Genomic DNA, 22,578 nt, shown 5'->3' with positions numbered 1-22,578 from the left:
GCTGCTTATATTGGTGCCGCCGTTTCGTTTTCAAGGGCGGCGGAGCAGGGTTTTACAATTGCGTTACGGTGCCTTGCTGACAACCACCATGGCCGGGCGCACCAGGCGGCCGTTCAGGCGGAAGCCTTTCTGGAACACGTCCAGTACCGTATTCGGCTCCACATCGCCGTTCGGCACCTGGGTCATGGCCTGGTGCAACTCGGGATCGAAGGGCTCACCTGCCGGATTGATCACCTCAACACCGTTTTTGGTCAGGGTGTCGATGAAAGACTTGTGAGTCAGCTCGATCCCTTCCACCACGGCCTTGTGCGCCTCGTGCTCACTGTCGACAGTGGCGATGGCACGCTCCAGGTTATCCACAACCGGCAGCAGGTCCTTGAGCAGCTTTTCCGCCCCGAACTTGTGCGCTTTTTCTACATCCTGCTGGGCGCGGCGACGGGCGTTCTGCACGTCTGCCTGGGCGCGCAGCACCATGTCTTTGTGTTCCGCCAGCTGCTGCTGCAGCGCAGCGATCTCGATGTCCTGCGCACTTTCTCCAGCCAGCTCTTCAGCGAGGGCTTCCTCCGCCGCACGCTGCTCTTCCGCGCTGGGGGTTTCCACTTCTGCGGCCTGCTCTGCCGCCTGCTCGCCGGTCTCGGTCTGTTCTTCTTCGCTGCGCTCTTTGGCCACTGCTGTCTCCGTATGTGTCCGTCGGCATACTGCCAGTTAGGTCGTAACGCCGGCTGAAGCCGGCAATGCAGAGCTATATGGGGCCTGCCCGCCCCACTTCAAGGGAGGGAGCTCTTGAGGAATGCCGCGGGGCGCGGGAATCGGACAGCCCGGCCTAGGTTAGCGTCGCGGCAGGCCAGCCACGAAAAGGGAATGCAGCACATTCAGGCCCCGGGGTGATTGAAACCCCGCCGCCAAATACTGTATAAACAACCACTACTTTAATCAGCGTGAAATCGATCCCCATGTTGCTGCACCTGTCTATCAGTCAGTTCACCCTGGTCGACCAGCTGGAGCTGGAGTTCGGCCCCGGCACCAGCACCCTCACCGGCGAGACCGGTGCGGGCAAGTCCATCACCCTGGACGCCCTCGGCCTCGCCCTCGGCGACCGCGGCAACGGTGAACTGGTGCGCGCCGGCGCGAAACGCGCGGATATCCATGCGACATTTGATATCAGCAACCACGCTGAGGCCCAGGAATGGCTGGAAGCGCAGGAAATGGACGCCGGACGCGAAGTGATCCTGCGCCGCACCATCAGCGCCGACGGCCGCTCGCGGGCCTACATCAATGGCCAGCCGGTGACCCTGATGCAGTTGCGCACCCTCGGCGAGCAACTGATCGACATCCACAGCCAGCACGAACACCAGTCACTGCTGAAGAAAGACACCCACCGTCGCCTGCTGGACGAGTACGCCCACGCGGAAAGCCACAGCGCCGAAGTGCGTATTCACTTCAAGACCTGGCAGGACCAGCACCGGCGCTACCGCAAGCTGGCAGACAGCGCCGGCGAGACCCAGGCCCGTCGCGACCTGCTGGAATACCAGCTGCAAGAGCTCGAACAGCTCGACCTCAAGCCCGGTGAACTGGAAGAACTGGAGAGCGAGCAGCGCCAGCTGGCCAACGCTGGCGATATCCTGAGTGGCAGCTACCAGCTGGCGGCCCTGCTGAACGGCGGCGAAGGAGATATCGCCGAGCAGTTGCACCGCGGACTGCAACTGGTCGGCGCCATGCCGGAACAGAGCCCGGCGCTGGCAGAAGTGGCGCAGATGCTCGAAAGCGCCCGTATCCAGATCGACGAGGCTGCCAGCACCCTGTCGCGTCACATCGATCGCTTCGAGATGGACCCGGAACGTCTGGCGGAAGTGGAGGAGCGCCTCTCCGCGATCTACTCGATCGCCCGCAAGCACCGGGTGCAGCCGGACCAGCTGGCCGACCTGCAACAGCAGTGGCAACAGGAACTGGAAGAAATTGGCACCCCGGACACCCTCGACAAGCTGGCCGAGGAGTGCGAAAAGCTGGAACAGGCATTCCGCAAAAGCGCAGCGAAACTCAGCAAGCTGCGGGCAGCCGCGGCGAAAAAACTCGCCGAGGCCGTCAACGGGCAGCTGGCCGATCTGGCCATGCCCCACGCCCGTGTGGAGCTGGCGCTTACCGAGCTGGACAAGCCCTGTGCTACCGGCCTCGAAGAGGTAGAGATCCTGATTTCCACCAACCCGGGCCAGCCGCCCAGGCCTCTGGGCAAGATCGCTTCCGGCGGTGAACTGTCGCGGGTCAGCCTGGCCATCCAGGTAATTACCGCGCAGACCTCCCGCACCCCCACCCTGGTGTTCGACGAAGTGGATGTGGGTATCGGCGGCGCCACCGGCGATGTCGTGGGCAAGCTGCTGCGCCAGCTGGGGGAGCGCGGCCAGGTTATCTGCGTTACCCACCTGGCCCAGGTTGCCGCCCGCGCCCACCGCCAGTACCTGGTGGAAAAGCACAGCGATGGCGAAGCCGCATTTGTGGCGCTGCGCGAGCTGAAAGATGCGGAACGCAGCAGTGAGATCGCGCGGATGCTGGGCGGCGAGGCCACCACCCAGTCCATCGCCCACGCACAGGAGATGCTGAGCCGGGCCTGATGCCCGGCCGCGCAGGCACACCAGAAATTGAACCGGCCGGTCTCAAATATTCCCGGTGCCGGGGCCCAAATTGACCGAAAGTGAAAAGAGATTCACTTTATACTCCCGCGCCCTCACTCATGCCCTGAACAGGGGATCCGACTACACTGACGGGCAAAGAACTCGGTCATACCATGCAGACAACCATATTCAACACTCCCATTCTCACTCCCTGCCTGCGCCTGCTGGCTCGCCTGCTGCTCAAGTTGCACGGCTGGAAAGTCGTGGCCGACGAGCGCGCCTTGAAGCTGAAAAAATACGTGCTGCTCGCCGCCCCCCACACCTCCAACTGGGATGGCTACTTCTTCATCCTGGCGGCGCTCAAGCTGAAGGTAAATCCGCAGTGGATGGGCAAGGACAAGCTGTTCCAGTTCCCCCTCGGCAGCACCATGCGCTGGTTTGGCGGCATCGCCGTAAACCGCAGCAAGGCCAATAACCTGGTGGAAGCCACGGTAAACCAGTACAACGAGCGCGAAGAACTGGTCATTGCGGTGCCGCCAGAGGGCACACGCGGCAAGGCTGAGCGCTGGAAAACCGGCTTTTACCACATCGCACGCGGCGCGGCTGTACCGGTGGTTTGCGGCTTCATCGACTTTGCGAAAAAGGAGGCCGGACTCGGACCGGTGATGGAAATGGGTGAAAACCTGGCCAAGGAACTGGCCAGATTTGGCAATTTCTACGCGAGCAAGGTCGGCAAATATCCCGACGACTACACCGCTCCCGTGTGAGCACCGCGCCCGTCACCTGAACTGGCGCCAATAAAAAAGGGGAGCAGAAGCTCCCCTTTTTGCGTGTGAAGGCGCGTTATCAGCCTTCCCGCTTCTTCACATACAACACCAGGCTGTGGCCGGTAAGCTCGTAGCCGTGCTCCTCTGCGATCTGGTGCTGCAGCTCTTCAATCTGCTCATTGTGAAATTCGATCACCTGGCCGGTATCGGTGCATACCATATGGTCATGGTGGTCACCGCGGTCCAGCTCGAACACGGAGTGGCCGCCGTCGAAGTTGTGGCGAATCACCAGTCCGGCGGACTCGAATTGGGTCAGCACGCGGTAGACGGTGGCCAGGCCCACGTCTTCCCCGGCTTCCAGCAGCATTTTGTACACATCCTCGGCGCTCAGATGCTGTTCGCTGGCATTCTCCAGCAGTTGCAGAATTTTCACTCGCGGCAGAGTGACCTTGAGACCCGCCTTGCGCAGTTCCTGATTTTCGTTCGACATGAGTATTAAAGTTCCGGATGTGTGCTCGTGATCGCTTTAGCGTCATTCTCAATAAATGTTGTGCGCCTGTCGGCAGGCGTACAGTTCGGGTATTATCCACGCCCAGTGAAGGCAGCGGAACCCCAAGCGGGGAATCGGGTCTCAAACCGGGCAACCGGCACGTCACTGCTGCGCCAGGGGCGAGTAACCACTCACCCACAGACTGGGGCGCCGGCAACTTAGTAGACGGCCGCCAGGTCCGCTATGCTGTCAACAGCGGCGAACCTACCCGCGTCGAGCGACCTGCTGCGCCCACTTGCACGGCAATAGCACCCAAATTAGGGAACCCAATAAAAATTCAGATGGAGCATTCAATGCCATCAGTTGTACGAATTCTACTGATCGTCGGCCTTTGCAGCCTGGCAACCGCCTGCAGCCTGTTCAAATTTCCCGGCGTACACCGCATTCAGGTCCAGCAGGGCAATATCATTACCCAGGAGATGGTGGACCAGCTCAAGCCCGGCCTGACCCGCCGCCAGGTGCGCTTCGTCCTGGGGACCCCGCTGCTGGAAGACACCTTCAATCCCAACCGCTGGGACTACATCAACCGTGTGCGCAGCCCCCAGGGTGAAGAAACCCAGAAGCGTTTCTCCGTGTACTTCAACGGCGACCTGCTGATCGCCACCAGCGGCGACTGGCAGCCGGCCGGCTGGCCCTGATTTCAGCCCGCCAGAGGATTAAGAGGCAGGGCTCATCCGCCCTGCGCTTGCCGCTTGGCCTTTTCCGCGCGCTGCTTGCGCGCCTCCTTCGGATCGGCAATCAACGGCCGGTACACTTCCACCCGGTCTCCGGGCTGCAATACATACTCCGCGGCAACCGCCAATCCCTTGGTTCCAAGGGCCTGACCGAAAATACCCAGTTTCGCCGTCGCCGGATCCACTTCAGGGTACTCCTTCGGTATCCCCGACTGCTCCAGCGCCTGCAGCGCGGTGGTGCCCGGCTCCACCAGCATGCTCATCAGGCGCTGCTCGTGGGGCAGCGCATACACCACTTCCACCGCGATGGTTTTCTTACTGCTCATCCGTTTTCTCCATAAATCTGGCCGGCACGCTCACACATGGCATCCACCATCTGGTTGGCGATGCCACTGAACAATTTGCCCGCGGCCGCCCCCAGCAGGCGATTCTTGGCGCGGAACTCGAGGGTAAACATCACCTTGCACGCGTTCTCCGCCAGTGGGGTAAAGGTCCAGCACCCGTTGAATTCGCTAAACGGGCCATCCACCAGCACCAGCTCCATTTTGTCCGGGCGATGCAGGCGGTTGCGGGTAACGAAACTCTGGCTGATCCCCGCCCGGGACAGGTCCAGGCGCGCCTCCAGGGTATCTTCATCCCGGTGCAGGATCTCTGCCCCGCGGCAACCGGGCAGGAACTGTGGATAACTGGCCACGTCATTGACCAGGTCAAACATCTGCCCTGCGCTGTACATCACCAGCGCACTGCGTTCAATTTTTGTCATTGTTCAAACCTTGCCCGCCAACCGCGGTTATCTTGCCTATCTTGTGGGTAGCCGGGCGATTTTGGCCACTGGCGCTACTCAAGGCGGGTATTTCCTGCAACAATCGGCACCTTTAACGGCCGCGAGCAACCATTCTGGTGCCACGGCCGTAACAATCGTTCTGGCGACAAGAATAACAGGCAAGCGAGAAGATTATGTCCGCAACAAGAGAACATTTTGGCTCCCGACTCGGGTTCATCCTGGCCGCCGCCGGCTCCGCCGTTGGTATTGGCAACCTGGTTTCTTTTCCCGTAGCGGCAACCAAAAGTGGCGGTGGCGCGTTCCTCTTGGTGTATGCACTGTTCGTATTTCTCATCTGCCTGCCGGTGATGATGGCCGAGCTGGCACTGGGCCGAAAAACCGACAAGGACCCCGTGGGCGCCTACCGCCAGCTCTCCGGCGGCTCGCACCTGTGGCGCATTCCCGGCTGGCTGGCACTGATCACACCATTCATGATCGCCGTCTTCTATATGGTGGTAACGGTCTGGGTGCTCGGCTACCTGGTGGAAATCTTCAAGGGCAACCTGACTTCACTCACCACCGAGGCGTATTTCGGCGAGTTTATCAATTCCAAGACCGTATTCCTGTACCTCATTGCTCTGATGCTGATCATCAACGGGGTACTATCCATGGGCGTTAAAGACGGTATCGAGCGCGCGGCCAAGACCCTGATGCCGATGCTGTTTGTCATGCTGCTGATCCTGGTCATGTTTGTGCTGACCCGGGAAAACGCCATGATTGGTGTGCAGTACTACCTGATCCCCGACTTCTCCAAGATCAGCGCGGAAGTCGTGAGCAAGGCCATGGCCCAGGCGTTCTTCTCCCTGTCGCTGGGTATGGGCATCATGATCACCTACGGCTCATATATGAAGAAGCGGGACTCCGTGCCCGGCTCTGCCAAGGCGGTCGCCCTGACCGACACCATGGTGGCCTTTACCGCGGGCCTGCTGATCCTGCCGAGCATTTTCCACTTCAATCCGCAGATCGATACCGCCTCGCTGAGCGACTCCTCCGCCGGTATGATCTTCCTGTTCCTGCCGAAGATCTTCCTCTCGCTGCAGGACAGCATCGGCTATTTTGGCGCGAGCGTGTTCGCCGCAGCCTTCTTTTTCCTGGTATTTGTGGCTGCACTCACTTCGCTGGTCTCCATCATTGAAGTCCCCATCGCCACCCTGCGCGATGAGCGCGGCATGACCCGCAAGAAGGCAATCTATACGGTAGCGGCGGTACAGTTCATACTCGCCGTCTGCTGCGCCATGTCATTTGGCATGGCGGACTGGCTGACCCAGTTCGTCACCCTGGCCGGCAGCGACAAATCGTTTTTCGACTTGGTAGAAATCCTGTTTTACGACACCATATTGCCCCTGAACGGCCTGCTGGTGTGTATCTTCGTGATCTACAAGTGGAAGCGGGCCAACCTGGACAAGGAACTGCAGGAAGGCGACAGCAGTTTTGCTGGCTCCCTGTCACAGAAGTACGTCAACTTCTCCCTTGGTACCTTTATTCCCGCGATCCTGTTGCTCGTATTCATCAACACAGTACTGCTGAAGTTCTTCAATACGAGCCTGTTCAATCTCATTTAAGTTGTATTCATGGCAAAGAAGAAAAAGGCCCCTTCCTCGAACACCATTGCCCTCAACAAGAAGGCAAAACACGATTACTTCATCGAAGAGAAGTTCGAGGCGGGGATGGAATTGCAGGGCTGGGAAGTCAAGTCCTGCCGCGAAGGCAAGGCCCAGCTCACCGACAGCTACGTGCTGTTCAAAGACGGCCAGGCCTGGCTGCTGGGTGCGCGCATCCAGCCTCTGCCCAGCGCCTCGACCCACTTCGTGACCGAACCGGACCGCACCCGCCGCCTGCTGCTGAACAAGCGCGAGATCGCCAAACTGGTGGCCGCGGTCAACCAGAAGGGCTACGCATGCGTGTGCACCGCGATCTACTGGAAAAAGCACCTGATCAAATGTGAAATCGCACTGGCCAAGGGCAAGGCGTCGCACGACAAGCGCGAGACCCTGAAAGAGCGCGACTGGAACCGCCAGAAGCAGCGCATCATGCGGACCGACAACCGCTGACAGGCGACCCCCGGGGCAGCGATACACCGAATAAGAAACTCAACTCGGCAAAACAATAATTACAGGATTTACCATGAGTGCACCGCGAGGACAGTTCAGCTCCAACTTCGGCTTTCTGATGGCGGCCGCCGGCTCCGCCGTCGGCCTTGGCAATATCTGGGGCTTTCCCACCAATGTGGCCGCCAACGGCGGTGCCGCCTTTGTCGTGGTCTACCTGATACTTGCCTTCCTGCTCGCCTACCCGGTATTGATGGCCGAGCTCTCAATCGGCCGTTACGCCCGTCGCAATATGGTGCAGGCGCTGCGCGGTATCTCCACCGGCCCGGTATCCCGCGGCGTGGGCACGCTTGCAGGCTTCGGCGGTATTCTGGTCGCCTCGCTGATCCTCAGCTTCTACGCGATTGTTGCCGGCTGGATGGTCGCGCACCTCGCCGATCCCTTCGCCACCCTGGCCGGCGCATCGGAAACCGCTACCTGGCTCACCGGCGACAGCACCACGCGTAACTTCACTTTTACCGCCATTTTCAGCGGCCTCACCATGCTGATCATTGCCAGCGGTGTAGAGAAGGGTATCGAGCGCTGGTCCACCCTGCTGATGCCCGCGTTGATCATCCTGCTGTTGATGCTGATCGTCTACGTGCTCACCCAGCCCGGAGCCATGAACGGTCTGGAAGCTTACCTGATCCCGGACTTCGGCAAGCTGTCCCCGCAATTGCTGCTCTCCGCCATGGGCCAGGCGTTCTTCTCCCTGTCTCTGGGGGTCGGCACCATGCTGATCTATGGTTCTTATCTCAGCAAACAGGAGAGCCTGCCGCGCCTCGGCGCCTTGGTGACCCTGATCGATGTGGGCATTGCCTTCACCGCCGGCCTGCTGATCCTGCCCGCCATGTATGTGGCCCAGGAAGCCGGCACCCAGATCTACTCGGAAGCTGGCGAGCTGATCGCCGGGCCCGGCTTGATCCTGCAGGTATTGCCGGCCCTGTTCGACACCATGGGCACCAGCGGCCTGTTTGTGGCCATCGCCTTTTTTGCGCTGATGGTGATCGCCTCCCTGACCTCCTCCATCTCCATGCTGGAAGTGCCGGTGGCCTTCTGCATCGAAAGCCTGGGGCTGAATCGCAAGCCCGCCACGCTGCTTACCGGCGCCGTCATTTTCGGTATCAGCACCCTGATTATCTTTAATTTCGATACCCTGTTCGGCCTGGTGATCTCCGCCAGTACCGAATACGGGCAGCCGCTGCTGGGCGTGGCGCTGTGTATTTTTGCCGGCTGGATCTGGCGGCGCGACCAGTTGCTGAAAGAGCTGCAGGAAGGCCACGAGGGCATTGAGAACACCCTGTTCTGGAAAGTCTGGCCCTGGTATGTGCGCATCGTCTGCCCGCTGCTGATCCTGGCCGCGTTTGTACAGACCATCATCTAACTTTTGACCGGCCGCGGATCCCCGCGGCCGGCTCCCCTCCCCGCCCGCCAATCTCCCTCTCAGCCAAGCGCGCAATTCTGCTTGCAGCGCATTATCATTGCCGCTTTCTCGACATCACCGACCAGAAGCAGCAACCACGATGCCCTCCAGACGCCCTCCCTTTCCGACAAACAGGTCGCGCAAAGCCGCGCCCCCCAAGCGCAGCAGCAAACCGTCCAGCACAAAACCCTCGAACGCCACACCGACGGTGACCATAGAGGCACTCAGCCACGAAGTGCGCGGTATCGCGCGGCTGGAAGGCAAAACCCTGTTTGTGGATAACGCCCTGCCCGGGGAAACCGTCAAGGTGCGCTACCTGGCCAACCGGGCCAAGTTCGACGAAGCCGTCGCGACTGAAGTACTCGAAGCTGCGCCGGAGCGACAGGACCCGCCCTGCCCCCACTTTGCCCAGTGCGGTGGCTGCGCGCTACAGCACATGCAGCCCGATGCGCAGATCGCCGCCAAGCAGAAAATCCTGCTCGACCAGCTGCAACGCTTTGCCCGCATCAGCCCCGACCAGGTATTGCCGCCACTCACTGCCGACATCGCCGGCTACCGCCGCAAGGCGCGTCTGGGGGTTCGCTATGTGAAAGAAGCACACAAGAAAGGAGCGAGCGGCAAACCACAGCTGGTGCTAGGGTTCCGCGAGAAGCGCTCCAACAACCTCACCGATATTCGCGAATGCCTGGTGATGCCGGACTCCTTTTCCAGCCAGCTGCCGCAACTGCGCGCGCTGGTCGACCAGTGCCGGGAAGGCCGACACATCTCCCATATTGAAGTCGCCGCCGGCGAAGACGCCACCGCGCTGGTAGTCCGCCACCTCAAACCATTACCGGAAACCGATGTGCAGCTCTGGCTCGACTTCGTGCAGCAGCAGCAGGACTGGCACCTGTACCTGCAGGCCGAGGACACACCCCACAAAATCTGGCCCGAAGACGGCGAAGAAAGGCTGAGCTACGCCCTGCCCGAATTCGACCTGACGATGCACTTCCATCCCCAGGACTTTGTGCAGGTGAACTTCGCCATCAACCGCCAGATGGTGCACCGCGCGGTCGAACTGCTGGATCCACAACCAGACGAGCGCGTACTCGACCTGTTCTGTGGCCTGGGTAACTTCACCCTGCCGCTGGCCAAACGCGCCGCGGAAGTGGTGGGCGTTGAAGGCGCCCTCGACCTCACCCGCCGCGGCCGTGAAAATGCCGAGCGCAACCAGCTAGACAATGTGCAATTCCAGGCCGCCGACCTCACCGAGGACTTTTCCACAAGCCCCTGGGCAAGAGGCGGTTTCGACAAAATCCTGCTGGACCCACCGCGCACCGGCGCACTGGAAGTGGTGCGCAACATCGCGCATTTCGGGGCCAAACGCATCGTCTACGTCTCCTGCAACCCCGCCACCCTGGCACGGGATACCGCGGAACTTCTGCAACGGGGCTACCGTCTAAGTCAGGCGGGCGTAATGGACATGTTCCCCCACACTACCCATGTGGAGTCCATTGCCCTGTTTGAACGCAAGTAACCGAAAAGGTACCGGATAGTCACAAAATTCTATCCCCGCCCTATGGTGGAAAGTGACCTTCAGGTATACTGTGCGTTACGCAAATGCGTTTCGTACTGACCGGCGAACAAAGCCTGTTCACTGCGTAGATTCCGGGGATGACTTGGATTCGACGTTGGTTGCGAAACCATGGGTGCATGCCGTGAGGGTAGCGAATCACGTAAATCCAAAGCTGCATTTTATTAGTTGCCAACGACGACAACTACGGTGCCCAACTGGCTGCGTAAGCAGCCCGTAAAGCACTACTAAGGGTTCGCCCTTAGCGGCCCTCAGCAAGGTTCCAGTACCGCGCTGCTGGCTGTCATACAGAACTGGATCGTCCTGAAGCGTGCCTGACGCGGATGGACTAAAACTTATTCAGGCTCGCTCTTTACGTCCTGCCCGCTGGGCTGTAGAGAGCTAAATCAATAGGCGGATCTAAGCATGTAGAGCTCTTGGCAGAGTGCTGACGGACGCGGGTTCGACTCCCGCCATCTCCACCAAACACTTGTCTGGGACAACCCCAGAAAGACTTGAAAGCCGCACCACGCAAGGGGTTGCGGCTTTTTTGTTGCCCTTCACCACCCTTCCGAAATCTTGCCTCGACCAGCAACCTTTGTAACACTCGTTGTAACACTCCCCATTAAAGCCAACATCGGTGTTACATAGATGCCCAAGAAAGTCACCCCGCTGAGCCACACGCAGCTTGTTAACGCAAAACCTCGGGAGAGGGAGTACAACCTCTCCGACGGCAATGGGCTTCAGTGCCGGATAAAACCCAGCGGGGCCAGGTTCTGGATTTTTACCTATCAACACCCCCACACGAAGAAGCGCAGCACCCTCGGCTTGGGCTCATTCCCTGAGGTTTCGCTCGTGGCTGCCCGAAATAGAGGTAGAGAAGCCCGTGAGCTCGTCGAGCAGGGAATAGACCCCAAGGAGCACAGGAACGAGCTGGAGCATATGGAAGCGGAGCGGCACGAGGCGACTCTTCAAGTCGTGACGGGAAAGTGGCTGCTCGTTAAAAGCGAGCAAATAAAGGGAGGACGGAAATTATCCAGCAAAACCGTGCAGGACATAAAGCGTTCTTTTGAGCTTCACATATTCCCCAAGCTGGGGGCAACGCCTCTACATAAGCTAACCGCACAGGGCACTATTGCCGTATTGCGCCCGGTTTATGAGAAAGGGAGCAAAGAGACAGTAAAGCGCCTCTGCCAGCGCATCAACGAGGTTATGCGCTGGGCCACTAATGTTGGACTGGTCACCGCAAACCCTCTAGCAGGGATCACAGATGCGTTTGCGGCCCCCGACGTCCGGCATTTACCCTCTATTCGACCAGAACAGCTACCGCAACTGATGCAAACCCTAGCCAGCGCGTCGATTAAGCACACCACGCGGCAGCTGGCTCTGTGGCAGTTGCATACTGTAGTGAGACCCGGAGAAGCGGCGCAAGCGCGTTGGAGCGAGATAGACGAGGTAAACAATACATGGCTGGTCCCCTCCAAGACCATGAAAATGAGGGAGCGGCACCGGGTACCTCTAACCCCTTCAACACTTGCAGTGTTGGCAGCCATGCGCCCAATTAGCGGGAGCCGAGAGTTTATTTTCCCAGGCGACAGAAACCCCCAGATCAACGCCAACCGGCAAAGCGTCAACACCGCTCTTAAGCGCCACGGCTTTAAGGGGAAGTTAGTAGCATCAGGCTTTCGAAAAATTTTTAGGACAGGAGCAGGGGAGAAAGGGATATTTACTTTTGAGGCTCTGGAGCGCGCACTTGCCCACACGGAGAAAAACAAAGTAGTTCGCGCATACGACCGAGGAGACTATCTAGAACAACGCCGCGAAGTTATGGCTTGGTGGAGCGAGCTACTTGAACGGGCTTTCAATGGCACTCTTACTGCTGCTGACCTAGCACCGCCCACACCAGAAAACGTGATCTCCGGAAAATTTGGAGGCACTTGATAGCCCATTCACACCCCGATTTAGCTATTTCGTCTTCAGTGCCCCTAAAGACCCTGCACAAAAAATCTCGGATCGCAGGGCTTTTGCTTCTTAAAACGGCAACTATTTCCTAAAAGTTCCACCCGTTTTTAAACCTCAAAGCAGAATAAAATACTTTTCTTTCAATATTTATTTTCCACGAGATATCTCTCCATCGCAGCGCATAGCAGCTTGTACACCCATATCGCAGTGTCTCGCTAGGAAGCACCTGTCACCGACCACTTTCCCCTGCCCTATTTCGTTCTTATTGTTGCTGCTCAGGCCCATGCCGGCCTTAACAAAACTGAGGTTTTTACTAATGACGAAACAGACGAACCATACTTTTCCTGTCGATCCAGATGCATTTGTGAGAGCGGCAGAATGTGCCAATTTTCTAAGTATCGGCCTGAGCACGTGGTGGGCATGGGTTCAAAAGGGCAGGGTCGAACGCCCGAAAAAGATAGGCCCAAGAACTTCTGTATGGAAGGCTGGCTATGTGCGAGAACTGCAGGAGAGCCTGCACATGGAGGCGCGTTAAAGACTCATCTGGAACGCCCCTTACACTTTTACCGCAAAGGCCCTTACCAAGGGCCTTTTTTTTGCCCGAAGTCCTGCATGAAGCGGAGACAAAAGAATCACCATGAGCTTTTAAATTTAAATAAAGCTAGAAGAGGTATGCGCAGAAAGAAAGGAGTAGAGGAAGTAGGCTCTGGGATGCTTCGCTATCTGCCGCCCCGGCCCCTGACGGGGCGCGGCAAGCGAAAGCCTGAGCCTAACTTACGCCTCTACTCGTGTCTAATTTTTCTGTGACCGTGCAGTGTTAATCCGTTGCTGGCAACTGCACGCTATTGGGCCTGCGCCGCTGCAATATGAATACAAACCCCTCCATATCGATAGCGAGTTTTTGCTACATCACTACCTGCCTTGAGGTTTAGCTGGCGCTGGTTATGCTCCGGCAGTTTCTAGCCGCGAGGAAAACGAACCTCGAAAATGCGAAGCCAATGCCTTTTGACGAGGCTGTGACGCCAGCGCTATAAGCCTTTGGGGAGGGGGAGGGAGATCTCTACGGCTTTTTAAGTACACCGCGTCGGTAGCCGGATGTGCTCACCCGCAAATTATGACTAGGGGGTCAAAAATAACCAGCAGCGTGATAGCGTAGGGCGGGGTTCGACGCCCACCCATGCGCTAAAAAGTTTATTTTTTTGGCGGCGGATTCGGGGTAACTAGATTCCACCAGAATTCAAAACTGTCGAGCAGGGAAAGGAGCGTTTCAAACTCCGCTTGATCGCCTGTAATCTTCGCTGATCCCTCTTTCATCTTGTCGGTCATCTTAGCCTTGCCAAGAATAATATCGTTCAGGTCAGCGCGGTTGATTGTCACTGTCGACCTTGGCTTATCCACTGGGGGCCCGTAGTTCAACACACCGTTCTCCAGCACAAGCGAGTAGTTGCCCTTTACATCGGGCAGAGAGACGTTAATAGCGAGATTCTTACCCGCGGCCTTGGGGCCATTCAGCCGAATGGCCAGGTAGTCGAAGAAATCCTCGATGGGCATACTACGAATGGTGTCAGGACTGGCGGTAACTGGAACCGGCAGCTCCTGAACGCCCGTGCGTAATTCCTTTGCGCCACTGAGAAAGAAGTTGCGCCAAGGTCCGCTCTCTGCCTGATATCCCATTTGTTCGAGCGCATCGGCAAGTAAATCGCGGGCCGCCTTGTTATTCGGCTCAGCAGAAACTAATTGATCAAGAACCTGTGCCACCCAGCGGTAATTCCCAGCGTCAAAGTCCTTTCTCGCGCGTTCCAGTACTCTGTCTGACCCGCCCATATACTCGACAAATTTTTTGCCTGCTTCAGTGGGAGGCAGCGGGTACAGTCTGGCGGGATTGCCATCGAAGAAGCCGAGATAGTAATTCCATACTGCCCGAGTGTTGTGATTGACACTGCCGTAGTAACCGCGGTTACCCCAGTAGTTCGCTAGCTCTGGAGGCAACTCCATCATCTCGGCCGCTTCAACCATGTTGTAGCCCTGATTGGCCATGCGGAGAGTTTGGTCATTCAAGTACTTGTACAGATCACGCTGTTTTTTCAGGTGATCGACGACATTGTCTTTACCCCAGGTCGGCCAGTGATGAGGCCCAAACAAGGTCTCTGCCTTCCCCCCCCAGCGGCTTACTGTGTCATTCAGATAGCTGGACCATGCGCGTGCATTCCTGACTTTGGCGCCACGTAGCGTATATAGGTTGTGCAAGGTATGGTTGGCGTTCTCTGCCGCTGAAACAGCCTTGAGCTGCGGGATGTAAAAATGCATTTCAGCTGGGGCTTCCGATCCGGGGGCCAACATAAACTCGTAAGTGAGCCCATCGACCTCGACCGTCTGACCGTTCTTGGTGATGGTGTCGGTGGGCTCAATCAGCGTAGCCTCGCCCGTTGAGGTGCCCAGTCCCAGCCCAGTTCCAAGGCCACCTGCCGCGTTCTTGGGAATCAGGTTTCCGTACATGAAACTCGCACGGCGCCCCATGTGGTTGCCCGCGAAGACGTTCTCGCTTACGGCCTCCTCGACAAAGCCCTCTGGGGCGATGATTTTGACCTTTCCCGATTTGACATCGGCCTCATCCACCACGCCACGCACGCCCCCGTAGTGGTCGATGTGGCTGTGGGTGTAAATGACCCCGAGGACAGGTTTGTTGCCACGATGCTTGCGATAAAGCTCCAGAGCGGCGGCGGCAGTTTCCTTCGAAATCAACGGGTCCATCACCAGAACCCCTCTATCGCCCTCGATAAAGGTAATGTTCGAAAGGTCTGCGCCACGCACCTGATAGATTTCCGGCGTAACCTCGTACAGCCCTCCCTCAGACAGAAGCTGTAGCTGCCGCCATAGACTAGGGTTTACAGTGTCCGGCGCCTCCTTGCCTTTCGCAAAGGCATAGGCGCTGAGATCCCATACAGGATTACCCTTGTCATCCTTGATGACGCCATTGTCAGGCAATGGTGCAATAAATCCCCGCTTCACATCCTCAAAGTCTTTCCGGTCATTAAATGGCAGTTCGCCTTTAACCGCTGCGTTCGCCTTCTTGGTTGCAGCAGTGGCGGGCTTTGACTCCTGCGCCAGAACTCCCCCTGCCAGTGCGGCACTGAGCGCCATAGCGGCAGCCAGCGCCAGTGATCTAACTAATCCTTTATGCACGTCCAAACCCTTCCATGTCTGCTCAAGGTGCGAAAAGTGTAGCTTACCGGCATTCAGTCGATCTTACGGACGATGGGGCACGTGCAGATAAGTGATGGACCCGTTAAGAATCAGACTAATGGAGCGCCGCTAGTACCTTGGCCAAGGCCAAGTTTATGTAACACCAGATGTAACACCAGCCAAGCCAAAGGCGCTGAAAGCCCCATGAAATAAGGCCTGCGGATGCGGGTTCGACTCCCGCCATCTCCACCAAATTAAAAAGGCCCGTTACCGCAAGGTAACGGGCCTTTTTAATTTGGCGAGCTGACGCGAGTGGAACGCAAAGCGAGGGTTCGATCAACGCGCAAAGCGCGTTAAGACAGCCGCAGGCTGCCCCGTAGGGGTGAGGAGCGCAGCGACGAATCACTCCCGCCATCAGGGCCCTCAGCGCCCAACAATACCTTCTGACGAAGCGCCAGCAGCCGCTCCACCACAACCGCATTCCCAAACTCTACCGCAAGGTAGTGGGCCTTTTTAATTTGGTGGAGATGGCGGGAGTCGAACCCGCGCCCAACATACCCACAACTCCCATCATGTGGTAAATTTGAACGCCATCACACATTCATCAAGACCAATAACTAAGGGCTCAGATGCCCCGAATGTAGGCCCGGCCGCCAATGGTAAAAAGTAACTCACAGAAATGGACATCATCACTCAAGTGAGCACTGAAGACTTTTTGCTCTGCGACCAGCTAAAAGTTCACCCAATTGAAGCCCAAAATACTCAACTACAGCTAACTGATTCGTTAGTGAATGAGGCATTGAACTAACGTGCAGGTCAGTACATTCAGGCTCCAGGACCCAGACTATGTCCCCGTAGGCGATCCGGTATTCCAGCAGTCGAGTGCCGTATTTCGCCTACCCCAACTGCCCGCCTACGCCATGCACCATAGCCAGCTGGCACTCGACAACAATCTGACTTCAGAAGCTGCCCTAGAGCAGTCGATGTATCACCTCACAACCGATACACTCGTGCTGTCATCCAGGTGTGTACCCATGCTTGGAGATCCCAGCGGCTGGCTGACCGTTTACCACAATGGTATTAAAGATCATCGCCTGCTGTTCCCCATATCGACAACGAGGCTTTGCAGCAGCGTCTCGGCCAGTTCGCGGAGGAAGCCGACAACGCCTTTGCCAGCCAATCCTGGCTCTCCTATGTTCTGATGGTAGGTGGGGTACTGGAGGGTCTGCTGTGGAATGAATACAAGCTGGATAGTTTCGAATGGCTTGTCAAGCGTGCCTTAAAAAACGAGCTAATCGATGAGCATGAGGCGGAGCAAATTCACGAGGTCCGCCATGCCCGCAATAAGATTCACGCAGGAAGATACAAAGAAGAGGTCCCGGGAAGACATCTCGCCCTGGATATCAGCGTCACCTATGAGCGGCTGCTCAAGCGCGACTGGGCTGACAAAGCCGGAAGCACGACCGCAGCAGGTGCTGATTAATGTCATCGGCCGTGCGACATCTTTGCCAACGGCATCGAACCTAGCGCACCTAGGTGCTACATCGCATCAACCAAGGGAAAGCGGCCAACGGCCGAATACGGAGTTGTTCTCATGAGTATCATTAGCAAGACGGTTGAGGCAGTTAAGACACTGCTCGAAAAACCGCTGACAATTCCGGATTACCAACGGCCCTACAAATGGCAACCCACTCACGTCAACCAGTTGTTTGACGACCTGCTACGCCACCGTCACAAAAGTAGCTATCGTCTGGGAACCGTGGTCCTTCACCGCGACCCGGATAGCGACACCCCCGAACAAGCCATCGTAGATGGCCAGCAACGACTTCTAACCCTGACGCTCTTGTGCTCCATACTGGACGAAGGCCGGCGCCAATGCAGCCCATGTCTACTCGAGCAGGGATTTAGCGCTCCCGTGACCATCCGCAACTTGCAGCACAACATGGCCATACTGGGAAGCCGGGTGAACCAGCTGAGTGAAACCGACAGGGAAGAGTTAACCGATTTCCTCCTGCACAAGTGCCAGCTTATCTGTGTGGTACTGGATAATCTCAGCGAGGCCTTTCAGTTCTTTGACTCGCAAAACGCCCGCGGCAAGGAGCTGGCACCTCACGATCTGCTCAAGGCGTTCCACCTGCGCGAGATGGCTGATAACACGGAGCAGGAACGCCTCGCCTGTGTAGCCACCTGGGAAGACGAGGTAAGCCCTGATGGCAATACGCCTAGCTTGCACACCATTATGGGAGATTATCTCTTTCGCCTGCGCCGCTGGACTTCAGGCCAGTCTGGCGTGCGCTTCACACGCAATGAAATTGACGTTTTTAAGGGTGCCAGCCTCCGGGAAAGCCCTTATCGATATACCGATTCTTTGCGCGCTCTGGATTATATGGTCGACCACTATAATGCCGATAAAACGCGTTACTGGGACAGACAGCAGATGGTCTATCCGTTCCAAGTCGACCAGCTAATGCCCAACGGTAAGCGCTTCTTCGAATACATACGGCACTATATCCGCAATTTTGAGCAACTGTTTGTACAGCCCAAACCGGAATTGTCTGCGTTACTGAGCGTTATCAATAACTACAAGGGCCGCAACCGCACCGGTGATCACTACGTGCGCAATCTGTTCTACTGTTCGGTCCTCTACTACTACGACAAGTTTGGCGATGCAGAGCTCAAAAAAGCCGCAGAGCTGTGTTTTTTCTGGAGCTATCGTATTCGCCTGGCTCAAAACCGGGTTGAAGTGAAATCGATCGACAACCCCGCCATGAGCAACCAGGGGCTACTAATTGCGATAAAGCGCGCGCTCCACCCGCATGAAGTACTGGCCTTCAGCGTCGAGCCGCTAGCCGAGCGGGAGGTGAAAGGCACCAACGTGAATGGATTGATCGAAGAATTTAAAAGAAAGGGATACCTGCAATGAATACTGACCAAGATATCAATGAGCTGTCGGTTGCGCAGCTATTCAGAGACGGCCAGTATGTTATCCCTATCTACCAGCGTAACTACGCCTGGGGCGAGCCTGAAGTAGAACAGCTGCTACAAGACGTGATGGACATGGCGCTACGCGACGAGTCTAACGGCGCATATTATCTTGGCAGCCTGGTCGCCTACCGCCGCCCGGATGGTCACTTTGAAACTATCGATGGTCAGCAGCGGCACACCACCCTGAGCATTGTTCTCGCTGTATTGAAAAACGAATTTGGACAGGCGTTGGAAGGTGTTGAGCGCATTAACCTCAGCTTTGATAGCCGCCCGAAATCCCAGACCACCCTACGCAGGCTATTTGCGGGCAGCAGCCAACATGACGGCCAGCCGTTAGAGTCTGGCATCTGCGGCGCCTATGACATCGCCAAGCGCTATTTCACTCGAGACAAGGCCAATCTAGATAGATTCGTCGAGTATCTGCTCCACCAAGTAACCATCCTGAGGGTGGTCGTGCCTGACGATACAGACCTCAATCATTATTTTGAGGTTATGAATAACCGCGGGGAGCAGCTGGAGAAGCACGAGGTGTTGAAAGCCAGCTTGATGAGTCAGCTGGGTGACGATCTTGAGCGCAGCAGCTTTGCTCGCGTTTGGGATGCCTGTTCAGATATGAACCGCTATGTACAGATGGGTATTGACTCAGACGTTCGGGCTGGCATCTTTGGCGCCGACTGGAATACCTGCCCGACGGACTTTACTGAGCTCTGCCAACAGCAAAAAGAGGGTTCAGCGAGCGACACACGCACCCTAGCGGACATCATTGAAAACCCAAAATTCGCTGCAGTTAACCCTGACAGCACATCAGATAACGATGGCGCCTTTGGCGCGGTCATCAACTTCTCCAACTTTCTCCTGCACGTACTGCGGGTCACAAGCAAAGAAGATTTGCCCCTGGATGACAAGCGGTTGCTGGACACTTTTGCCGAGCACCACCCCGATCCACGTCAGTTCATTATGGATCTACTCAAGTGCCGGATGTTATTCGACAAGTACATCATCAAACGGGAGAATGAAGAGGACTGGAGCCTAAAGGGCTTAAGGCTGTACGACCGGAAAAACCAAGCCAACTCCATGGGCTATGTGAACAGCTTTGAGAGTCCGGAGCAAAACCTGCGCCTGATCATGCTGTTGTCGATGTTCCACGTCTCCTTTCCTACCCTTGTGTATAAGCATTGGCTCAACGCCGCGCTGCACTTCCTCTACAAGAATACGCACCACGACCTAACGATCGATGGCTCTTCTTATTTGATATTCCTAGAGTCACTGAGTGACAAGTTTTTCTATGGCCGCTTCGGCAAAGGTGAGCCCCTGGACTATTTTCACCTCACTTATAGCGAGCCCAACCTGCCCCGCGAGTTCGACCGATCCTATCTCGACCAGGGCACAGGTGTACAAAATTTCATCTTTAACCGCCTCGATTACCGGCTTTGGCTACAACTGAGGGACGGCACATCGTTTCCCGGCGTGGATATGTCCTACGTAAGAGGGCGCCATCAGACCTTTCGCTTTAGCTTCCGCACCTCGGTCGAGCACTATTATCCGCAGAACCCACTAGGTGGTAGCGTGCTAAAAGCATCAGAAACTCTCCCCAACGGAGTCGACAGTTTTGGCAACCTTTGCTTAATAAGCCACAGCAATAACTCCAAGCTGAGCAACTATCTCCCCACAGCTAAGAAAGAGCACTACGACAAGGCCACCGCGGTAGAAAGCCTCAAGCAGGTGTTTATGATGAGCTACAAACATTGGGGGCCGGAGCAGCCTGAAGTTATCGCCGCGCATGAGCGCATGATGATTGAGGTTTTAAGGTAAGAAGCAGGCGGATTTAATCGGCAGCCACTATGAGAGTTTCGACCTTGAAGGCCGGGCGCTGATACCGCTCGTGCGGATCTACTGGCCTGTTGACTAATTCTTTTGACTCAATGATTTGGAAGTACGTAAGTGACAGAGAGCAATCAGCCCAAGGGCGTTAAACATTGGGCGAAAGCCACCCTACTCTTTCTCGGCCAAAGCCTGCTGCTGTGCATAGGCCTAGCCTCCCTGGTTTATACCTTTGTGGATTTTTTCGAAGGCAACTTTACTTTCTCTGAGCTGTCGCTTCTGGAGATCGTGTTTAGTCTGCTGCTGCTTTCACTCATTAGCCGTCATCTCACGGCGTCCAAGGCAGCGCAATTGAAGTGGACCAGTGTTATCTATCGCCCGTTAAGGAATATTGGCTGGGTAAATCTGGCACTCTTATGCCTGGCTATCTTTTTCCTTCTGAAAGGCGCAGAGATTGATGAGCTCAATCAATTCATGGCTAAGAATAGTAATCGAATGCAGTGGCTGGATCTGATTGTGCTTCAGCTCTGCTTTTATTGGGCAGCACCCAAGCTCCCAGCCAAACAAACAGTAACTGAGAGTTCAAGCACAGAGGGGCTCGCGCAGTGATTAGATACCTCCTTGTGTTTACCGCCTTTATGGCCATGAATAGCTCCGCCGCAGATATCGACGGCGAAACACTGATCCTCAGCTGTCAGGAGTATGTGGCCATCTATGATCGCCGGGGCGAAAAAAACTTGATGGCAAGCGTTTCAACCTCCCCCGCTGAAGCGATGCGCGCTGGTATTTGCCGTGGCATCCTGGAAGAGCACGTCAAGCATAAGGGCTATAGCTGTGATAGTCCGTGGTATCAGCAAGCTTTGTATATTGCCAAGCAAGACCCGGAACAATATCTGCACAGCAGAGAGCAGTTACTGGATGAAGCCTGTGACGGCTAGTTCGAACCAGGGGATGTCGGTGGCACTGGCCATTGAACAACTCTTTGGCATAAAGCTATCAAAGCGCGAAGGCCTCAGGAACAAGGTCGGCTCTTTCATGCGCAATGGCCTGATCGTTTATAACGACCAACTGATTGTCGAGCGCAATTCAAGAGCAATTCCTCGAGATCAACTGACGACACTGCACAATGCGGTCATTATTCAGGCGCTGTTACCTGACCCCAAGAAGGTGAAGAAGGTCTTTGAGGATCAGGCGTTCCGGCAGAATATGGCGAAGCTGTTTAGCGCGCTCCTGCTTGGGCGGCGTTCGATTGTCGATATCTCCCTGCTTAAACCTGAGGTCGCGAGGTTTCTTGGGGTTCTCTCCGGCACCACAAATTTGCGTGAAGAGAGGCTCGCCAACCCTTTCGAGACGCTCCCACAGCTGGTGTTGGACGGCCCGCTGGACTTGCTGCAGGCGATATTGGCCCAGAACAGCAGCCTCTCTAGCGGAGATGCCATGATGGTGCATTATCTTGAGGGTAATCTTGAAGCCGCCTGGGATTCCGCTCAACAAATGAGCACAACTGACCCAAGACTGCTCCAATACCGTGACTTGATAGAGCGGGAATACCGTGCAGCCAAGGAATTTGACGATTTATTAGATTTTCTGCAATAAACGCTTTTTAGTGCATTGCACGAGAACACACTGGCTCCGAACTCGAAAAACGGAGCCAAACAATGATCTCTCTACAACAAGTCCTGTCTAAATGCCCACACCAGGTCCCTGATTGCCATATCCAACGGGCAATGGAGTTGCACCAGCAGCTCACTGAAGGTGCCTCATTCAACCGCCTCGGCGGCAAGCGTATCAAGCAAAGCCCCCACATCATCCGCTTCAAGATCGGCCGTGGCTGGCGCCTCCTCTACCGCGAGCACGGTCCGCATCTGGTCCCTTACTGCCTGATTGCGCGCCAGTGTTTCGACACAACCATTAAGCGAAGGTGATGCACATACCGCATCCACATACTCACTTAATGTTCAAAAAGGAACGCAAGCATGTCCAAGAAAACACCAATGACTCAGAAAGCAGCTTCACGCATCACCAGCGCTACCGCAAAGCAGAGCGGGGGCAGCGTGCCCTCCAAAAGTTTTGCCGCTCGCGCTGAGCGCGCAGCCGCACATCATAAAAAACCAAAGCAATAAGAACACGAGCGCGGGCGTTAAG

General features: G+C 56.4%; 22 protein-coding genes and 1 other RNA gene. 17 read left to right on the top strand and 6 right to left on the bottom strand.

Annotated elements, in window-relative coordinates:
* Window positions 1–63: 63 nt before the first annotated feature.
* Entirely contained in the window at window positions 64–669 is a 606-nt protein-coding gene (gene grpE, locus HUW35_RS10140) for a nucleotide exchange factor GrpE (protein WP_181252243.1), read from the bottom strand.
* A gap of 284 nt (window positions 670–953) precedes the next feature.
* On the opposite strand from grpE, the gene recN reads away from it, so the two are divergent.
* Window positions 954–2,606 (top strand): DNA repair protein RecN, encoded by a 1,653-nt coding sequence (gene recN / locus HUW35_RS10135; RefSeq protein ID WP_181252242.1) that lies wholly within the window; start codon window positions 954–956, stop codon window positions 2,604–2,606.
* Window positions 2,607–2,779: 173 nt separating this feature from the next.
* The gene (locus tag HUW35_RS10130; RefSeq protein ID WP_181252241.1) at window positions 2,780–3,373 is read left to right on the top strand and encodes a 1-acyl-sn-glycerol-3-phosphate acyltransferase; all 594 of its coding nucleotides are present in this window, start codon (window positions 2,780–2,782) and stop codon (window positions 3,371–3,373) included.
* A 79-nt stretch (window positions 3,374–3,452) separates the two neighbouring features.
* Here HUW35_RS10130 and fur read toward each other — a convergent pair whose 3' ends face one another.
* A complete protein-coding gene (fur, locus tag HUW35_RS10125; RefSeq protein WP_181252240.1) occupies window positions 3,453–3,863 on the bottom strand; it encodes a ferric iron uptake transcriptional regulator in 411 nt (136 codons plus the stop codon).
* 353 nt (window positions 3,864–4,216) lie between these two features.
* On the opposite strand from fur, the gene HUW35_RS10120 reads away from it, so the two are divergent.
* Complete coding sequence (locus tag HUW35_RS10120; RefSeq protein ID WP_181252239.1) at window positions 4,217–4,561, top strand: outer membrane protein assembly factor BamE; 345 nt, start codon at window positions 4,217–4,219, stop codon at window positions 4,559–4,561.
* A 32-nt stretch (window positions 4,562–4,593) separates the two neighbouring features.
* Here HUW35_RS10120 and HUW35_RS10115 read toward each other — a convergent pair whose 3' ends face one another.
* Window positions 4,594–4,923 carry an RnfH family protein gene (locus HUW35_RS10115; RefSeq protein ID WP_181252238.1) on the bottom strand — a complete coding sequence of 110 codons (330 nt, stop codon included), beginning with the start codon at window positions 4,921–4,923 and terminating at the stop codon, window positions 4,594–4,596.
* On the bottom strand, window positions 4,920–5,360 hold the full coding sequence (locus HUW35_RS10110; RefSeq protein ID WP_181252237.1) for a type II toxin-antitoxin system RatA family toxin: 441 nt from the start codon (window positions 5,358–5,360) through the stop codon (window positions 4,920–4,922). The genes HUW35_RS10115 and HUW35_RS10110 overlap by 4 nt, the downstream gene beginning before the upstream one ends.
* 194 nt (window positions 5,361–5,554) lie before the next feature.
* On the opposite strand from HUW35_RS10110, the gene HUW35_RS10105 reads away from it, so the two are divergent.
* From HUW35_RS10105 to HUW35_RS10095, 3 genes are all read left to right on the top strand, one after another.
* Window positions 5,555–6,982: a sodium-dependent transporter gene (locus HUW35_RS10105; RefSeq protein WP_181252236.1), complete on the top strand. Its 1,428-nt coding sequence runs from the start codon at window positions 5,555–5,557 to the stop codon at window positions 6,980–6,982.
* 9 nt (window positions 6,983–6,991) lie between these two features.
* Window positions 6,992–7,471, top strand: coding sequence for an SsrA-binding protein SmpB (gene smpB / locus HUW35_RS10100; protein ID WP_078083882.1), 480 nt, complete (start codon window positions 6,992–6,994; stop codon window positions 7,469–7,471).
* A 73-nt stretch (window positions 7,472–7,544) separates the two neighbouring features.
* Complete coding sequence (locus HUW35_RS10095; RefSeq protein ID WP_181252235.1) at window positions 7,545–8,891, top strand: sodium-dependent transporter; 1,347 nt, start codon at window positions 7,545–7,547, stop codon at window positions 8,889–8,891.
* Window positions 8,892–9,005: 114 nt separating this feature from the next.
* Here HUW35_RS10095 and HUW35_RS18860 read toward each other — a convergent pair whose 3' ends face one another.
* The gene (locus tag HUW35_RS18860; RefSeq protein ID WP_255463224.1) at window positions 9,006–9,146 is read right to left on the bottom strand and encodes a hypothetical protein; all 141 of its coding nucleotides are present in this window, start codon (window positions 9,144–9,146) and stop codon (window positions 9,006–9,008) included.
* On the opposite strand from HUW35_RS18860, the gene rlmD reads away from it, so the two are divergent.
* From rlmD to HUW35_RS10080, 3 genes are all read left to right on the top strand, one after another.
* Window positions 9,139–10,446, top strand: coding sequence for a 23S rRNA (uracil(1939)-C(5))-methyltransferase RlmD (gene rlmD / locus HUW35_RS10090; RefSeq protein ID WP_255463223.1), 1,308 nt, complete (start codon window positions 9,139–9,141; stop codon window positions 10,444–10,446). The two genes, HUW35_RS18860 and rlmD, sit on opposite strands and share 8 nt — an antisense overlap.
* Window positions 10,447–10,579: 133 nt before the next feature.
* Window positions 10,580–10,967: a transfer-messenger RNA gene (gene ssrA, locus HUW35_RS10085) on the top strand.
* A gap of 166 nt (window positions 10,968–11,133) precedes the next feature.
* Window positions 11,134–12,423: an integrase arm-type DNA-binding domain-containing protein gene (locus HUW35_RS10080; RefSeq protein WP_181252233.1), complete on the top strand. Its 1,290-nt coding sequence runs from the start codon at window positions 11,134–11,136 to the stop codon at window positions 12,421–12,423.
* 1,212 nt (window positions 12,424–13,635) lie between these two features.
* On the opposite strand, the gene HUW35_RS10075 is transcribed toward HUW35_RS10080, so the two are convergent.
* Window positions 13,636–15,627, bottom strand: a complete 1,992-nt coding sequence (locus HUW35_RS10075) for an alkyl/aryl-sulfatase (RefSeq protein ID WP_255463222.1) — start codon at window positions 15,625–15,627, stop codon at window positions 13,636–13,638.
* Window positions 15,628–16,750: 1,123 nt separating this feature from the next.
* Here HUW35_RS10075 and HUW35_RS10070 point away from each other — a divergent pair.
* From HUW35_RS10070 to HUW35_RS10035, 8 genes are all read left to right on the top strand, one after another.
* Entirely contained in the window at window positions 16,751–17,110 is a 360-nt protein-coding gene (locus HUW35_RS10070; RefSeq protein WP_181252232.1) for a hypothetical protein, read from the top strand.
* 111 nt (window positions 17,111–17,221) lie between these two features.
* Window positions 17,222–18,550: a DUF262 domain-containing protein gene (locus tag HUW35_RS10065; RefSeq protein ID WP_181252231.1), complete on the top strand. Its 1,329-nt coding sequence runs from the start codon at window positions 17,222–17,224 to the stop codon at window positions 18,548–18,550.
* Window positions 18,547–20,424, top strand: coding sequence for a DUF262 domain-containing protein (locus HUW35_RS10060; protein WP_181252230.1), 1,878 nt, complete (start codon window positions 18,547–18,549; stop codon window positions 20,422–20,424). The genes HUW35_RS10065 and HUW35_RS10060 overlap by 4 nt, the downstream gene beginning before the upstream one ends.
* A gap of 129 nt (window positions 20,425–20,553) precedes the next feature.
* Window positions 20,554–21,042, top strand: coding sequence for a hypothetical protein (locus tag HUW35_RS10055; RefSeq protein WP_181252229.1), 489 nt, complete (start codon window positions 20,554–20,556; stop codon window positions 21,040–21,042).
* 14 nt (window positions 21,043–21,056) lie between these two features.
* On the top strand, window positions 21,057–21,371 hold the full coding sequence (locus tag HUW35_RS10050; protein ID WP_181252228.1) for a hypothetical protein: 315 nt from the start codon (window positions 21,057–21,059) through the stop codon (window positions 21,369–21,371).
* A 19-nt stretch (window positions 21,372–21,390) separates the two neighbouring features.
* A complete protein-coding gene (locus HUW35_RS10045) occupies window positions 21,391–22,029 on the top strand; it encodes a hypothetical protein (RefSeq protein WP_181252227.1) in 639 nt (212 codons plus the stop codon).
* Window positions 22,030–22,091: 62 nt separating this feature from the next.
* Entirely contained in the window at window positions 22,092–22,358 is a 267-nt protein-coding gene (locus tag HUW35_RS10040; protein WP_181252226.1) for a hypothetical protein, read from the top strand.
* Between the two features lie 51 nt (window positions 22,359–22,409).
* Window positions 22,410–22,556 carry a hypothetical protein gene (locus HUW35_RS10035; protein WP_181252225.1) on the top strand — a complete coding sequence of 49 codons (147 nt, stop codon included), beginning with the start codon at window positions 22,410–22,412 and terminating at the stop codon, window positions 22,554–22,556.
* Window positions 22,557–22,578 lie beyond the last annotated feature (22 nt).

It is taken from the genome of Microbulbifer sp. YPW1 (genome assembly GCF_013367775.1).
Classification (GTDB): domain Bacteria; phylum Pseudomonadota; class Gammaproteobacteria; order Pseudomonadales; family Cellvibrionaceae; genus Microbulbifer.
Note: the sequence above shows the minus strand (reverse complement) of the source record. Positions and strands in the feature narration are given on the sequence as shown.

Bases quoted from the DNA above. Each gene is read 5' to 3' on its own strand.
- recN (WP_181252242.1), top strand. From the start codon at position 954: ATGTTGCTGCACCTGTCTATCAGTCAGTTCACCCTGGTCGACCAGCTG.
- HUW35_RS10130 (WP_181252241.1), top strand. From the start codon at position 2,780: ATGCAGACAACCATATTCAACACTCCCATTCTCACTCCCTGCCTGCGC.
- HUW35_RS10040 (WP_181252226.1), top strand. From the start codon at position 22,092: ATGATCTCTCTACAACAAGTCCTGTCTAAATGCCCACACCAGGTCCCT.
- HUW35_RS10105 (WP_181252236.1), top strand. From the start codon at position 5,555: ATGTCCGCAACAAGAGAACATTTTGGCTCCCGACTCGGGTTCATCCTG.
- HUW35_RS10035 (WP_181252225.1), top strand. From the start codon at position 22,410: ATGTCCAAGAAAACACCAATGACTCAGAAAGCAGCTTCACGCATCACC.
- HUW35_RS10110 (WP_181252237.1), bottom strand. From the start codon at position 5,360: ATGACAAAAATTGAACGCAGTGCGCTGGTGATGTACAGCGCAGGGCAG.
- HUW35_RS10095 (WP_181252235.1), top strand. From the start codon at position 7,545: ATGAGTGCACCGCGAGGACAGTTCAGCTCCAACTTCGGCTTTCTGATG.
- HUW35_RS18860 (WP_255463224.1), bottom strand. From the start codon at position 9,146: ATGGTCACCGTCGGTGTGGCGTTCGAGGGTTTTGTGCTGGACGGTTTG.
- HUW35_RS10060 (WP_181252230.1), top strand. From the start codon at position 18,547: ATGAATACTGACCAAGATATCAATGAGCTGTCGGTTGCGCAGCTATTC.
- smpB (WP_078083882.1), top strand. From the start codon at position 6,992: ATGGCAAAGAAGAAAAAGGCCCCTTCCTCGAACACCATTGCCCTCAAC.
- fur (WP_181252240.1), bottom strand. From the start codon at position 3,863: ATGTCGAACGAAAATCAGGAACTGCGCAAGGCGGGTCTCAAGGTCACT.
- HUW35_RS10065 (WP_181252231.1), top strand. From the start codon at position 17,222: ATGAGTATCATTAGCAAGACGGTTGAGGCAGTTAAGACACTGCTCGAA.
- HUW35_RS10115 (WP_181252238.1), bottom strand. From the start codon at position 4,923: ATGAGCAGTAAGAAAACCATCGCGGTGGAAGTGGTGTATGCGCTGCCC.
- HUW35_RS10120 (WP_181252239.1), top strand. From the start codon at position 4,217: ATGCCATCAGTTGTACGAATTCTACTGATCGTCGGCCTTTGCAGCCTG.
- HUW35_RS10080 (WP_181252233.1), top strand. From the start codon at position 11,134: ATGCCCAAGAAAGTCACCCCGCTGAGCCACACGCAGCTTGTTAACGCA.